The organism is Pseudomonas sp. REP124 (assembly GCF_020164475.1).
In the GTDB taxonomy this organism is placed as follows: domain Bacteria; phylum Pseudomonadota; class Gammaproteobacteria; order Pseudomonadales; family Pseudomonadaceae; genus Aquipseudomonas.
This window is the reverse complement of the sequence record NZ_JAIQWX010000150.1, coordinates 1-14,440: the sequence shown is the minus strand read 5'-3', so window position 1 is coordinate 14,440 and position 14,440 is coordinate 1. Positions and strand designations below refer to the sequence as shown.

General features: G+C 62.4%; 9 protein-coding genes. 3 read left to right on the top strand and 6 right to left on the bottom strand.

The features are described 5' to 3' along the window. Positions 1 to 232 precede the first annotated feature (232 nt). Positions 233 to 1,342 carry a DUF3182 family protein gene (locus K9857_RS25400; protein WP_224540508.1) on the top strand — a complete coding sequence of 370 codons (1,110 nt, stop codon included), beginning with the start codon at positions 233 to 235 and terminating at the stop codon, positions 1,340 to 1,342. Continuing rightward, the gene (locus tag K9857_RS25395; protein WP_224540506.1) at positions 1,332 to 2,090 is read left to right on the top strand and encodes an alpha/beta hydrolase family protein; all 759 of its coding nucleotides are present in this window, start codon (positions 1,332 to 1,334) and stop codon (positions 2,088 to 2,090) included. The genes K9857_RS25400 and K9857_RS25395 overlap by 11 nt, the downstream gene beginning before the upstream one ends. A gap of 136 nt (positions 2,091 to 2,226) precedes the next feature. Here K9857_RS25395 and K9857_RS25390 read toward each other — a convergent pair whose 3' ends face one another. The 5 genes from K9857_RS25390 to K9857_RS25370 all read right to left on the bottom strand — a co-directional run bounded on the left by K9857_RS25390 (position 2,227) and on the right by K9857_RS25370 (position 7,618). Beyond that, positions 2,227 to 3,210, bottom strand: coding sequence for a lysylphosphatidylglycerol synthase domain-containing protein (locus tag K9857_RS25390; RefSeq protein WP_224540504.1), 984 nt, complete (start codon positions 3,208 to 3,210; stop codon positions 2,227 to 2,229). Further along, positions 3,197 to 4,489: a cardiolipin synthase ClsB gene (clsB, locus tag K9857_RS25385; protein WP_224540501.1), complete on the bottom strand. Its 1,293-nt coding sequence runs from the start codon at positions 4,487 to 4,489 to the stop codon at positions 3,197 to 3,199. Before clsB ends, K9857_RS25390 begins: the two co-directional genes overlap by 14 nt. Next, a complete protein-coding gene (locus tag K9857_RS25380; protein WP_224540499.1) occupies positions 4,486 to 5,283 on the bottom strand; it encodes an endonuclease/exonuclease/phosphatase family protein in 798 nt (265 codons plus the stop codon). The genes clsB and K9857_RS25380 overlap by 4 nt, the downstream gene beginning before the upstream one ends. Beyond that, the gene (locus tag K9857_RS25375; protein ID WP_224540497.1) at positions 5,280 to 6,206 is read right to left on the bottom strand and encodes a DUF72 domain-containing protein; all 927 of its coding nucleotides are present in this window, start codon (positions 6,204 to 6,206) and stop codon (positions 5,280 to 5,282) included. Before K9857_RS25375 ends, K9857_RS25380 begins: the two co-directional genes overlap by 4 nt. A 209-nt stretch (positions 6,207 to 6,415) precedes the next feature. Continuing rightward, positions 6,416 to 7,618 carry an MFS transporter gene (locus K9857_RS25370; protein WP_224540495.1) on the bottom strand — a complete coding sequence of 401 codons (1,203 nt, stop codon included), beginning with the start codon at positions 7,616 to 7,618 and terminating at the stop codon, positions 6,416 to 6,418. A 177-nt stretch (positions 7,619 to 7,795) separates the two neighbouring features. Here K9857_RS25370 and K9857_RS25365 point away from each other — a divergent pair, with 177 nt between their 5' ends. After that, positions 7,796 to 9,910: a mechanosensitive ion channel family protein gene (locus K9857_RS25365; RefSeq protein WP_224540493.1), complete on the top strand. Its 2,115-nt coding sequence runs from the start codon at positions 7,796 to 7,798 to the stop codon at positions 9,908 to 9,910. A gap of 130 nt (positions 9,911 to 10,040) precedes the next feature. Here K9857_RS25365 and K9857_RS25360 read toward each other — a convergent pair whose 3' ends face one another. Next, positions 10,041 to 14,336: a DEAD/DEAH box helicase gene (locus tag K9857_RS25360; protein WP_224540491.1), complete on the bottom strand. Its 4,296-nt coding sequence runs from the start codon at positions 14,334 to 14,336 to the stop codon at positions 10,041 to 10,043. Positions 14,337 to 14,440 lie beyond the last annotated feature (104 nt).

The window sequence follows — 14,440 nt, the reverse complement described above, 5'->3', positions numbered from 1 at the left end:
CACTGACACACCGCATTCGCGAGCAAGCCCGCTCCCACATTGGATCAGCGCATGGCGTTGAATCGTGCAAAATGCCAGATCTGCGCGCGCCCTCGTGCAGAATCAAACAGGCCCCATGCCATCACCCATTCCCCAATCATCTGATTTGAAAAGCCTTTCTCCACAACCTCGATTGGCCTGATCCCTGCACCCCTCACGCTACATTCATCTAGCGCCGATTGAAGGGGGATGCATGACCCCACCAAACGCCAGAAAGCTGGTGGTCGCCCATTCGGTGCGGCCCGAAGCACCGCTGCATGAAGTGGAAACCAACCGCGCCCTGGCCAAGTGGCTGGCGCAGATTCTTGGGCTCAGGTTCGGCGGGAGCTTCGATCCTCAGCAGCATCGCGGCAAGGATCTGTACGTGCTGCCGACCCAGACTCTGGTGGGCGAGACCGCCGCGCGAGAACTGGCGGTCAAAGGCCCGGAGGATCTGTGGGGCGGCTACGTCGAGCATGATTTCATCTGCACCAAAGCCATCACCCACGGCTTGCGCAGCCATCAGGCCCATGCACCACCCGGTTGGGCGCCGCTGTTTTCCGAGCGAGTGCGCAGTGTCGTGCTCGACGGTCTCAGCGTGTTTTCCCTGGAGGACGCGCGACCAGCGGCGGAGCATCTGCTGTACACCGGCCCGATCCGCCTCAAGCCGATTCACGCCTGCGCCGGTCGCGGACAGGAAGTGATCGCAAGCCTCGACCAGTTCGACGAGATACTCGCCCGCCCCGAAGCCAAAACCCTGTTCACCGAAGGCGTGGTGCTCGAGCAGGACCTCGACAAAGTGGTCACCCACAGCGTCGGCCAGAGTTTTTTCGGCGACAAGATGCTCAGCTACTGCGGTGATCAATACCTGACCGAGGACGCCGAGGGCGAAGAGGTTTACGGCGGTTCCAATCTGATGGTGGTGCAGGGTGGCTACGATGAATTGTTGAAGCTCGACCTGCCCGAAGACGTGCGCCTGGCCATCCAGCAGGCCCAGGTGTTCGACAGTGCGGCAGATGAAGCCTATCCGGGTTTCTATGCCTCGCGACGCAACTACGACATCGCCCAAGGCATCGACAGTAACGGCAAGCAGCGCAGCGGTGTGCTCGAACAATCCTGGCGCATGGGCGGGGCCAGCAGCGCGGAAGTCGCGGCCTTGCAGAGCTTCGTCAACGACCCGCAGATGCGCGCGATCCGGGTGTCTTCCGTGGAGACCTACATCGATCAGCCGTTGCCGGCGCACGCCATCGAGGTGTATCGCGGACCTGCGGAAAATAGTGAATTCCTCCTCAAGTATGTGACGGTCAAATCCCATGACGGCTAGAAGCGAAAGCATTCAAATCGACATTGATGATGAACAGATGAGCGGGACCTTTCTCAGTCCCAAATCGAAAGTCCCTGGCGTGCTGTTCGTGCACGGCTGGGGCGGAAGTCAGGAGCGGGACCTGGAGAGGGCCAAGGGCATTGCCGGCCTTGGCTGCGTGTGCCTGACCTTCGACCTGCGCGGCCATACCGGCGGCACCGGCATTCCGCTGACCCGGGTCACCCGCGAAGACAACCTGCGCGACTTGCTGGCGGCCTATGACCGCCTGCTCGCGCATCCGGCACTAGATACCTCGGCGATTGCCGTGGTGGGCACCAGTTATGGCGGTTACCTGGCCTCGATCCTCACTTCGTTGCGCCCGGTGCGTTGGCTCGCATTGAGGGTGCCGGCGCTGTATCGCGACGATCAATGGCACACGCCCAAGCGCGACCTGGACAAGCTCGACTTGCGCGATTACCGCAGCACGCTGGTGCGCGCCGACAGCAATCGGGCGCTGCATGCCTGTTCGCAATTCACCGGGGATGTGTTGCTGGTCCAATCGGAGACCGATGATTTCGTGCCCCACGCGACGATCATGAGTTACCGCGCAGCGTGCCAGCAGACGCATTCGCTGACGCACCGAATCATTGATGGGGCTGATCATGCGTTGAGTGATCCGGTTTCGCAGCAGGCTTATACCTCGATTCTGGTGGACTGGATCACGGAGATGGTGGTTGGGGAGCGGTTGAGCATTATTCAATCCAGGTGATGTGGTTTTCTTGCGGGCCTCTTCGCGGGCAAGCCTCGCTCCTACAAGGGACTTCAGCGGACACAAATTTCGTGATCGACTCGGAAACTGTAGGAGCGAGGCTTGCCCGCGAAGAGGCCCGCCCAGACACCGCAACTCACTTGGGCTTGGCAATCCGCAACGACTTCGCCTTGGCCTCTACCACCAGATACATCACCAGCGTGATCAACAACGGCAACAGAAAATAAATCGCCCGATAAGCCAGCAATCCCGCTACCAGACTCCCGCGCGATACCTCGTGTTGCAGCAACGCCACGAACACTGCTTCCAGCACCCCGAGCCCCGCCGGGATGTGGGTGATGACCCCGGCGATGGCGCTGATCAGCAACACGCCCAGCACCAACGGGTAATCGAGTTTGCTCGGTAGCAGGGTGAAGATCACCGCCGCCATCAACGACCAGTTCAGTGCGCCAAGACCCAGTTGCAGGATCGCCATGCGCAACGAGGGCAGGTTGATTTCCACGCCGCGAATCGCCCATTCGCGCCGCTTGGAAAACTGGCACGCCGCCAGATACCCCGCGCTCACCAGCAGCAACAACACTCCGACCCCTTGCAGCGCATCGCTGCTCAGCTTCCAGCCGGGCGGCATGCGCACGAGCCCGCTGCTGAAGATCGCACCGGCGATCAGCATGTAGCCGAACCAGTTGGTCGCAAGGCTCAATCCGAGGATTTTCGCGATGTTGCTCTTGCTCACACCGAGCCGCGAATACAGCCGATAACGCATGGCGATGCCGCCGACCCAGGCACTGAGGTTGAGGTTGAAGGCGTAGCTGATGATCCCCACCGGCAGGATCTGTTTCCACGTCAGGTCCTGGCGGATGTAGGTGCGCCCGATCAGGTCGAAACAGGCGTAGACCAGAAAACTGGTCAGGGTCAGCCCGGCGGCGATGAGCAGGGTACGCATCTTGAATTCGGTCAGCGTGTGCAGCACTTCCGCCCATTCGATGCGTGAGGCGAACATCGTCAACAGCACGATCAGCGCCAGGAAAAACAGCATCGTCAGCGGTCGTTTCCAGCGGCTGAAACGTGACTTGGCCGGGTGTTCGGCGTGGGCTGTCGCCTGGGCGTCACTTCGGCTCATGCTGATCGCTCCCGGTCGGTGAGGTGTAAGTCTTCAGGCGCGGTTTATGTGCCGGCAGCCAACCGGCCATTGCCGGGAAATGGCGCAGGAAGTGGAACACCAGAAAGCCCACGGTCATGTGCCAGATTCGTCCGCGCGGAGCGGTGTCGACCGACATCAGCTTGCAGTGGTTTTCGCTGAGCTCTTCCAGCCGCTCGAACAGGTCGCGATTGAACGCGCGATCGCGGATCAGCACGTTGGCTTCCAGATTCATCGACAGGCTCAACGGATCGAGATTGCTCGAACCCACGGTGCTCCAGTCTTCGTCCACCAGCGCGACCTTGCCGTGCAGCGGCCGATCACAGTATTCGTAGATTTTTACTCCGGACCTGAGCAGGTAGTCGTAGGTCATGCGCGCGGCGAGTTTGGCCACCAGAACGTCGGGTTGACCTTGCAGGATCAGGCGCACATCGACGCCACGGCGCGAGGCGTTGCGGATCTCGCGCAGCAGTCTGTAGCCCGGGAAAAAATAGGCGTTGGCGATCACCACGCGGCGTTGCGCGGTGCGCAAGACCTGACGGTAAATCTCCTCGATGTCGGTCGTGTGTTCGGCGTTGTCGCGATACACCAGGCGCACCTGTCCATCGCAATCATTGATGACCAGTTCCGAGCGGCGCTGCCGACGCCGTTGCCACCAGTATTTGGCCCGTGCCGGACGCCCACATTGCAGCAGAGCGAAGTGGTGGATGTCGGCCACTGCCGGGCCCTGGATTTCCACTGAATAGTCCTGCTTGGCTTCGGGGCCGAAGTCGGCCAGATGGTCGCCGGAAAAGTTGATCCCGCCGATGAAGGCGATGGTGCCGTCCACCACCACGATCTTGCGGTGCAGCCGACGGAACCAGTTGGTGCGGATGCCCAGGCGCTTGGGGGCCGGGTCGAACATCTGAAGATGCACGCCCGCGCCGCTTAGAGCAGTGAGATAACCAGTGCTCAGCTCGCCGCAACCGAACCCGTCGAAGCTGGCGGTGACGCGCACACCGCGCTGGGCCGCTTCGATTAGGACGGTTTTCAGTTCTTCGCCGACCTTGTCCTCGAACACGATGAAGGTTTCCAGAAGGATCTCGGTCTTGGCCTGACGCATGGCCTCGAACACCCTTGGGAAATAGGCCTCGCCGTTTTCAAGCAATTCGACGCGGTTGTTGCCTTGCCAGCGGTATTCGACATCGACCGCTGCCGGTTCATTCGCCGGCGGTGAGGCAATAGATTCCATGGCGGTTTTTTCCATGGGCGAGGTGCTCATAGTTCGATCTCCACCGACAGAGGGGCGTGGTCCGAAAGGTGCGACCAGGGACGGGTGGTCAGCACTCGTGCAAGCGTGGCTTTGAGGTTGCGTACGTAGATTCGGTCCAGGCGCAGCACCGGCAAGCGGGCGGGGAAACTGCGAGCTGGTTTGCCGTGCTGCTCGGCGAATACCTCGCGCAAACCGTGGGGCGTGAGCAGGGCATCGGCGCGCTGGCGCCAGTCGTTGAAATCGCCGGCGATGATGACGGGGGCATCGTCTGAAAGTTCGCGCAACCGTCGCGCGAGCAACTTGAGTTGGGCATTGCGATGGCTTTCGCGCAGGCCCAGATGAACGCAGATCGCATGCACTTCCGGGCCGTCGCCAGGCATGCGCAGCACGCAATGCAGCAGGCCACGGTTCTCGTGACCGCTGATGGATACATCGAGATTCTCATGGCGCACGATCTGAAATTTCGACAGCAGCGCGTTGCCGTGATCGCCCGCCGGATAGACCGCATTGCGCCCATAGGCGAACTGCGGCCACAGAGTGTCGGCGAGAAATTCATATTGCGGAACCACCGGCCAATTGTCGTAGCGCTTGGGATGCTGTTCGTGGGTGCCGTGGACTTCCTGCAAAAAAACTACATCGGCCGAGACACTGCGCACGGCTTCGCGCAGTTCCGGCAGGATGAAACGCCGGTTCAGCGCGGTGAATCCCTTGTGGGTGTTGACCGTCAGCACCGTGAAGCGGTGCACCGTAGTGTCGACGGAGGCCTGCTCATCAGTGACGCCGACCGGCTCGGGAATCGTCATGGCAGCGCTCCTTCGGCAACAGGCTCACCGGGGGCGGTGGCCAGGTGTTGGTCGAGGTCAAAATGCTCCAGCAGACGACGGGCATCGAAGGGCGCGCGGACCTTGATGTCGTTATCGAAATAGCAAAACACTTCACGGGATTTGCGCACCCTGGGTTTCTCCCGGGGCGCGATCAACTGCGGGTCACTCGGTTGCCGGCCGTTGTGCCAGGCTTCGATCCTTTCGCCCCAGCGCTTCAAGGCCTGCGGTGTGTAACCGCTGGCGTAGAGCTCTTCGGCACCGTGCAGGCGCAGGTAGACGAAGTCGCTGGTGATGTCTTCGCGATAGGGCCATCTGCCGGCGGTGTCGGCAATCACCAGAGCGGTGTTGTAGCGCTTGAGCAGACGGACGAAGGCGGGGTCGATGAAGCTGTCATTGCGGATTTCCACCGCGTGGCGCACCGGCTTCTTTTTGTAGGCCTTCTGGCTCGCGTGGCCTTTCAAGTGTGAATCGTGCTGACGGGCCAGGGTGGCGGCCTGTTCGGTGTTGTGGGGCAATTGCTCGAGAAAGCTCTCGAACAGTTCGGCATCGAATTTGAAGTTGGGCGGAAACTGCCAGAGGATCGGGCCGAGTTTTTCCCTGAGTTCCAGCACACCGGATGCGAAGAAATTTGCCAGAGGTTTATGGATATCGCGCAGGCGTTTGATGTGGGTGATGAACCGCGGGGCCTTGACGCTGAACACGAAGTGCAGGGGCGTATCGCCGTACCACTGGGCGTAGCGTTCAGGCCGTTGCAGGGCATAAAACGATCCATTGATTTCGATGCTGTTGACGGCCCGCGACGCGAATTGCAACTCGCGTTTCTGCGGCAACCCCTTTGGGTAGAAATCCCCCCGCCAGGGCGTGTAGCGCCAGCCTGAAATACCAATATGAATCGCCGCCATGTCGCCTCCCGTCCGAATGCCCCATTTCTTTGCTGACTGTGAGGTGGCGGGGAAAGTTTCGGTGGGACTACGGACGGTAAAACGACTTGCCCCCTGTAGGAGCGAGCATGCTCGCGATGGTCGTCAACGATAACGCGGGCTGTCTGAATGCCCGCGGTGTCTGTACCTCCATCGCGAATAAATTCGCTCCTACAGTGAAGCGCGGTGAATCAGTGACCGGTGATCACGCGGGTCGAGGACTCGGCGTATACCGGCCCCAACCGGTCCAGGCGCCCACTCCATGCAGTCAATGCCAGCGCCACCAACACCACCAGACCACCGATCCACGCGGTATGGATCAGGCCCATGTGGGCGACGATCAAACCACCGCCCCAGGCGCCGCCGGCGATACCCAGGTTGAACGCGGCGATGTTCAGGCCCGATGCCACGTCCACCGCACGCGGGGTGTGATGTTCGGCCTGGCGCACCACATACACCTGCAGGCCCGGTACATTACCGAATGCCACGGCGCCCCAGACCAGCACGGTGGCCAGCGCCAGCCATGGATTGCCGGCGGTGAAGGTCAGCGTGAACAGCACGGCGGCGAGCAGGGCGAAGATGATTTTCAGGGCGCTGATCGGGCCGCGTTTGTCCGCCAGTTTGCCACCCCAAATGTTGCCGACCGCCACCGAAACGCCGTACACCAGCAGCACCAGGCTGACGGTGCTGGCGCTGAAGCCCGAGAGGTCCTGAAGGATCGGCGCCAGGAAGGTGAAGGCGATGAACGAGCCGCCGTAGCCGATGGCGGTCATGGCGTACACCAGTAGCAGCCTAGGTTGCTTGAGCACCTGCAATTGCTGCAATAGCGAAGCGGGTTTGCTGTGGGCGATGTTTTTCGGGACGTAGAGCAGGCTGCCGATAAAGGCGATCACGCCCAGGGCCGACACCGCGAGGAAGGTTTCACGCCAGCCGAAATGCTGCCCGATGAACGTGCCCAGCGGCACGCCGGTGACCAGCGCCACGGTCAGGCCGGTGAACATGATGGCGATCGCGCTGGCGGCTTTTTCCTTGGGCACGAGACTGGTGGCGATGGTCGAGCCGATCGAGAAAAACACCCCGTGGGCAAGGCCTGTAACGATGCGCGCCAGGATCAGCGACTCATAACTCGGCGCTTTCCAGGCCAGCAGGTTGCCGAGGGTGAACAGCACCATCAGCGACAAAAGCAGCAGTTTGCGCGGGACTTTGCCGGTCAGTGCGGTCAGCACCGGCGCGCCGATGGCGACACCCAAGGCATACAGGCTGACCAACAGCCCGGCGGACGGCAGGCTGACCCCAAGGTCGGCGCCGATGGTGGGTAACAGGCCAACGATGACGAACTCGGTCGTCCCGATGGCAAAGGCGCTGAGGGTCAGCGCGAGCAAGGCAATGGGCATGGCTGCAACTCCGGTGGGTTGATTCGATGGAGCGCAGTGTCGGGGTTTGGGTTGTGCGGAAAAATAGAGGGATGGGCATTTGATATTTGCGTAGCGATCAAATATCCAGGCGGAATGCGAACTTGCCCCCCATTTATCGATCAGTTCCTTACAGTCTCATCCAAGGGAGCGGGTGCTTTGATCAAGTTCAAGACCGCGATATTACTGGGTGCGCTGCTGTTTCTGGGCAGCGAGCAACTGGAAGCCGCGTCGATTCCTGGCGTTCCGGCCGCGACACCGCCAGCGCATCCGCAACCGCTGGTGGAGGGCGGGTTGCTGGGCGCTATCAGCTCCAGTCTCGATGAGGTACAGGAGAAACTGGACCTCAACGAAGACCTTCTAGACGCCTGGCGTTTGCGCGCTGACCGCGCCGCCGATGAGGTGGATCAACTGGTCAATCGCCCGTCGGCCCGTTCGGCGTGGAGCGTGTCCGGCGATTTCCTGTTGTTGACCGCCGTGTGGGCGGGCGTCTTCGGCCTGCTGTGGATGTTCGGCAAGTCGCTGGCCGAACGCCTGTGCCGACATCGCCTGCTGCTCAGCCGCGAGCGTGGCCAGGCATTGCTGGGTTACGTACTGCCTTACAGCATTCCGGCGGTGATCAGCCTGCCACTGACGATTTATGCCAGTCACTGGCTGCCGATTTCCGCTGGTCGTGCCCTGGCGTTGTGTTTCGCCTATGCCACTAGCAGCGGTGTGTTCGCCGCCTCCCTGGTGATGTCACTGGTGGTGCTGTTCAACGCCGGCCACAAGCGCCGCGCGGTGCAGATCATCCGCCAGCACAGCCCGCGACCGCTGTTCGGGATCGGCTTTCTCGTTGCCCTGAGCGATGCCTTGACGAGCCCGCAGATCGCCCACCAATTGGGCGGCAACCTCACCAGCAGCATCGCGGTGTTCACTGGGCTTACGGCGTCGATTGCTTTCGGTTGGCTAGTGATCCGCATGCGACGGCCGGTCGCTCATTTGATCCGGATCCTGCCGTTGGCGCAGCGTCGTTCGAAGCCGGCCCTGCGCGAAACCCTGCGGATTTTTTCCGGGCTCTGGAACTGGCCGATTCTGCTGATGGTGCTGGTGTCGATCATCAACCTGATCGGCGTCGGTGATGACAATCAGAAGGTCTTGCGCAGCGCCCTGTTCACCACCGTATTGCTGATTGCCGGGGTATTCCTCAGTACCACGCTGCATCACCTGTTCAGATCGCGGAATCAGTCAGACGTACGTCGCAGCAGCGCTTACAAGGAGCGTTTCCTGAGTCTGTCTCACGCGTTGCTGCGCATCGCCATGGCCATCGTCTTCATCGACATCCTCGGGCGAATCTGGGGGGTGTCGCTGTTCGAGTTTGCGGTGGGCAATGCGGTAGGCCGGGCGATCAGTGATTCATTGAGCCACATCGGCCTGATCTTCCTGGTGACCTGGATGGTCTGGGTGGTGCTCGATACGGCGATTCAGGAAGCCCTGAAACCGCCGGTCAACAAACGCTCGGTGCGTCAGCCCAGCACGCGGGTGAAGACCATCCTGCCGTTGCTGCGCAATGCGATCAAAATCGTCCTGGTGGTGATTTGCGCGATCACCACCATGGCCAACCTGGGGATCAACGTCGCGCCGTTCCTGGCCGGTGCCGGGGTGATCGGGCTGGCAATCGGTTTCGGTTCCCAGCAACTGGTGCAGGACGTGATCACCGGCCTGTTCATCATCATCGAGGACACCCTGTCCATCGGCGACTGGGTGGTGCTCGACTCCGGCCACGCGGGCACCGTCGAAGGCCTGACCATCCGCACCCTGCGCCTGCGCGACGGCAAGGGCTTCGTGCATTCGGTGCCGTTCGGGCAGATCAAGGCGGTGACCAACCAATCCCGGCAATTTGCCTATGCGTTCTTTTCGGTGCAGTTCACCTACGACACCGATGTCGACCGGGCCATCGAACTGATTCGCGAGGCGGGGCATGAGATCAGCAACGATCCGTTTCTCAAGTACAACCTGCAGGGGCCGCTGGATGTGTTTGGGGTCGACAAGATGGATCTGAACGGGGTGGTGCTGACGGCGCAGTTCCGGACTGTGTCGGGTGGGCAGTATGCGGTTAGTCGGGCGTTCAACCAGCGATTGAAGAAGCTTGTGGATAACCATCCAGAGGTGCATTTCGCGCAGACTTATCCACAGCAGGTTTTGATGCCCAGGCGGGCTGAGCCGGTGATGGATGGGGTGGATGAGGTGGGGCATTCGGCGGTGTTGATACCGGAGGGGATTAGGTCTCAGTAATTTGTCGTCTGTACTGGCCTCATCGCGGGCAAGCCCGCTCCCACAAAGATCTGCAGTGATCACAAATTACGTGTACACCAGCAAACCTGTGGGAGAGGGCTTGCCCGCGATGAGGTCAGCACAGTCAACATCAATGCCGGATCAATTTGCTGCGCACTTCAGCCATCCCCTGCTGATCCAGCTCCAGCCAAAACTGCTGCTTGCCGGCAATTTCGGCAGCCGCCGGCAATCCATCCCGATACACCAGCCGATTGCTCGCCAACGCCGGTACTTTCACCCCGGGCAACAAGGTCCCCGCGAGGTTCAGCGGATCAACCCCGCACACCGCAATCAAACTGCCGTCATGGGGCCGGCGACGCACTTCGCGCAATAGCGGAATAGCTTCGGGCAGGGCGAATTGCTCCCCCGCCAGGCCACTGACAAAACGCCCGCCACGAATCTCGCCCCGGGCTTCCAGCCGATGGAACGTGCGCAACAGTTCGCGCCAGCTCGGCAACCAGTCCGCCTCCCGTTCCAGCAAGCGCCAGAACACCACGCCATAACGACGCAGCAAGGTCATGGCGATGTGTTCCAGGGTCTCGGGTGAATAGGCGGTCGGACGTGAATCCTCGGTCCCCGCGCCACGTCGCAGCAACGCCCAGCGCCCGGCATCGTCCATGCCACCGATAAACGCCCCGCGCCCGCGACGGCTGCTGCGATTCTGCCGTTTGCTCGCCGGGGTGATCAGCGCGCGCAGGCCGGCGAAGCTGTCGGCGTTCACAAGCCCCGCGCCCACCAGTTCCTGCAAAGCGATTTCCAGTTCGGTGCGCAGCACATGGGCTTCGTGGGTCAGCTCATCGAAAAACAGCGCGCCGTGCTGGCGCAGGGCTTCGTAGACTTTCTGCGTTTTCGGCGACAGCTCATTGACCGGCGTCTGCTCGGTCAAATCGCTCCACAGCCCGACCCGGTTGCGCGGCAGCAGCACGATGGGCGTATTGCGCAGGGCGCTGCTGGCGCTCTTGTTGCGCGCGGTCAGTCGGGTCCAGACCAGCTTGCCGCTGCGACACAAGTCATCGAGCCAAGTGGCCGAATAGTCCTTGATGCGCGCCGGCAACATGTCGCTGTCCCAGGCGGACGCGGCGGCTGGGTAACCCTCGAACTGCGCAATGATCGATGGCAACACCGCGCTGCCCTGGCCCAGGCTGGCGCTGGACAGATGCTGCCAGTCAAACAGAAAACGCATGAAATCCTGCAGCGCCACCGGCTCGATTTCCCGCCGCAGACGCTTGACCGTGTAGCGATGAATCCGCGCCAGCAAATGCCGCTTGCACCATTGCTCCTCTTCGATGCCGGGGATGAAGCGACCGCGCAACACGTACCCTTCGCGCTCCAGTTGCGCCAGTGTCTGGATGACCTGTGCCGGCGGTAATCCCAGTGGTCCGGCGATCGCTTCGAGGGACAGCGGCGCGAACGCGCTGAGCCGGGCGCGAATCACTTCCAGCACCGCTTCATCGTTTTCCCAGGGCTCATCGAAACCGGGCAAGGCATCCACTGCCGGCCACACGGCGGCCTGTGGATAAATCGCCAGCAGGCAGGTCAGCCGCTCCCGGGCCAGCCATAACCCTTGATCGAGACGACAGGCGCGGCCACTGTCGGCCAGCGCCTTCAACCAATCGACCCAGTGCGGGTTGGCCTGCGCCTCGGTCTCGGTGATGCACGCCAGGCTCATCAGCGCTTCGTGCATCTCGTCGACGCTGTTGGGTGTCGGCCAGGCTTCCTCACCCACCGCGACGATGGCCTCGGCGTCCAGCGCACCGAGGTCGTCGGTGGATTGCGGGTCGCTCCAGCGGCGGTTGATCACGGCTTGAGTGCGGCGCTCTTCCAGCGGTGCATCGTCGAGAAAAGTGTAGGGGCGGGCGCTGAGAATCTCCGCGGCCAACGGCGAGGGCGCCGGCAGATCGCGACTGATCAGGCGCACCTCGCCACGTTCCATGCGCCTCAACAATGCCAGCCAGCCTTCGCTGTCCATGGCTTCGTGCAGGCAGTCGTCGAGGGTTTGTTCCACCAGCGGATGATCGGGAACCTCCCGTTCACCGGCGAGGTTTTCCACGCAGGCGATCTGATCGGGGAACACGCTGGCGATCAGGTCCTCGCTTTTCATCCGCTGGATCTGCGGTGCGACCTTGCGCCCGCCGGTGAAGCGCGGCAAGGCCAGCGCCACTCCAGCATTCCAGCGCCAACGCACGCCGAACAGCGGCGCCTCGAGTACGGCCTGGATCAGGATGTGCTCGGCGCTGTTGCTGTGCAGATAGCGCCAGACGTCGTCGAGTTCAAAGCTGTGGCTGGTGGACAGCGACAGCACGATGGCGTCTTCACTGGCGGCGGCCTGTAATTCGAAATTGAAGGTGCGGCAGAAACGCTTGCGCAGGGCCAGGCCCCAGGCGCGATTGATGCGACTGCCGAAGGGTGTGTGGATAATCAGTTGGGTGCCGCCGGACTCGTCGAAAAACCGCTCCATCAACAAGGTGTCCTGAGACGGCAGGGCACCGAGTGTCTGGCGAGCGCGGGCCAGGTATTCCACCAGTTGTTCGGCGCTGGCGAAGTTCAGGCCCAGGGTCGTGGTCAGCCAGTCGAGGGCCGGTTGCAGATTGCCCGGCGTGTCGCCCAACAGCTCATCGAGTTGCGCCTGCAGGCGCGCGACGGCGAACGACAGTTCCGCACTGCGCCCCGGCGCTTCACCGAGCCAGAATGGAATGGTCGGCGACTGGCCCTGGGCGTCCTCGACCCGCACCTTGCCGGTTTCGACCCGCAGGATGCGGTAGGAGGTATTGCCCAGTTGGAACACGTCACCGGCGATGCTTTCCACGGCGAAGTCTTCGTTGACGCTGCCGATGTTCAGGCCCTGGGGTTCGAGCAGCACGCTGTAGTCGGCGTTGTCCGGAATGGTCCCGCCGCTGGTCACCGCCGCCAGTTTGCTGCCGCGTCGCCCACGCAGGGTGCGGTTGACGGCATCGCGATGCAGATAGGCGCTGCGGGTGCCCTGGCGACCGTTGTAGCCCTCGGCGAGCATGTGCAGCAGGGCCTGATAGTGTTTTTCGTCGAGCGCGGCGTAGGGCGAGGCCTGGCGGAACAGCTCCAGCAACGCCTGCTCCGGCCATTCCTGGCAACTCACCTCGGCGATGATCTGTTGCGCCAGTACGTCCAGCGGCGCCTGTGGTATCTGCAGGGTGTCCAGTTCGCCCCGGCGCACACAATCGAGCAGCGCCGCGCATTCGATCAGGTCGTCACGGGTGGTGGCGAACAGCCGGCCCTTGGGCGTGCCGCCGACCTGGTGCCCGGAGCGGCCGACCCGTTGCAGAAAACCGGCAATTGAACGCGGTGAGGCGATCTGACAGACCAGGTCGACGTCGCCAATGTCGATCCCCAGCTCCAGCGAGGCCGTAGCGATCAGCACTTGCAGCTCGCCGCGCTTGAGCCGTTGCTCGGCGTCCAGACGAAACTCCTTGGCCAGGCTGCCGTGGTGGGCGGCCACGGCGTCCTTGCCCAGGCGCTCGCTCAGGTGGCGGCTCAGGCGCTCGGCGAGGCGGCGGGTGTTGACGAAAATCAGCGTGGTGCGGTGTTCCCGGGCGAGAGCGGCGAGGCGGTCGTAGACCAGTTCCCAGACATCCTTGGCCATCACCGCCGAGAGCGGCACCGGCGGTACTTCGATGCCCAGGTCCCGGGGGCGGGCATGGCCGATGTCGATGATCTCGCAGTCGCGATCGCGCCCGACCAGAAAGCGCGACACCGCCTCGATGGGTTTTTGCGTGGCCGACAGGCCGATGCGCACTAGCGGCTCGGCGCACAACGCCTGCAGGCGTTCCAGGCTCAGGGCCAGGTGGCTGCCGCGTTTGCTGGCGGCGATGGCATGGATTTCGTCGACGATCACCGTACGGGTGGTTTTGAGCATCTGCCGGCCGGAATCGGAGCCGAGCAGCACGTAGAGGGATTCGGGAGTGGTGACCAGGATGTGCGGCGCGGTCTTGCGCATCGCCGAGCGTTCTTTCTGCGGGGTATCGCCGGTGCGCACGGCGGTGGTGATGCGCAGTTCGGGCAGGCCCAGGACGCGCAGTTGTTCGGTGATGCCGGCCAGCGGGTCTTGCAGGTTGATCTGGATGTCGTTGGACAACGCCTTGAGCGGCGAGACATAGACCACCAGGGTCTGGTCGGGCAGGCCTTCGGGGCTTTCCAGGCCGCGGTGGACCAGATTGTCGATGACGGCGAGAAATGCGGTGAGGGTTTTACCGGAACCGGTGGGCGCGGCGATCAGGGTCGAGCGGCGCTGGCGGATCAGCGGCCACGCCCGGGCCTGGGCGGCGGTGACCGTGGCGAAGGAGTTGCTGAACCAGGCGCTGACGGCAGGGTGGAAGCCGCTCAGGGCACTGTCGGCGGGGATGGGCAGGTTCATGTTCTGATTTATGAGGGTGGGGGCGGGAAGATGCAAGTACCGCTCGGAGTTGAGGCGCCCTTGAGGGCCACATCGCGAGCAGGCTCGCTCCCACAGTTGATTTG

What these genes read in the sequence shown, in the direction of transcription:
- K9857_RS25400 (WP_224540508.1), top strand. Translation starts at nt 233, where the DNA reads ATGACCCCACCAAACGCCAGAAAGCTGGTGGTCGCCCATTCGGTGCGG.
- K9857_RS25395 (WP_224540506.1), top strand. Translation starts at nt 1,332, where the DNA reads ATGACGGCTAGAAGCGAAAGCATTCAAATCGACATTGATGATGAACAG.
- K9857_RS25390 (WP_224540504.1), bottom strand. Translation starts at nt 3,210, where the DNA reads ATGAGCCGAAGTGACGCCCAGGCGACAGCCCACGCCGAACACCCGGCC.
- clsB (WP_224540501.1), bottom strand. Translation starts at nt 4,489, where the DNA reads ATGAGCACCTCGCCCATGGAAAAAACCGCCATGGAATCTATTGCCTCA.
- K9857_RS25380 (WP_224540499.1), bottom strand. Translation starts at nt 5,283, where the DNA reads ATGACGATTCCCGAGCCGGTCGGCGTCACTGATGAGCAGGCCTCCGTC.
- K9857_RS25375 (WP_224540497.1), bottom strand. Translation starts at nt 6,206, where the DNA reads ATGGCGGCGATTCATATTGGTATTTCAGGCTGGCGCTACACGCCCTGG.
- K9857_RS25370 (WP_224540495.1), bottom strand. Translation starts at nt 7,618, where the DNA reads ATGCCCATTGCCTTGCTCGCGCTGACCCTCAGCGCCTTTGCCATCGGG.
- K9857_RS25360 (WP_224540491.1), bottom strand. Translation starts at nt 14,336, where the DNA reads ATGAACCTGCCCATCCCCGCCGACAGTGCCCTGAGCGGCTTCCACCCT.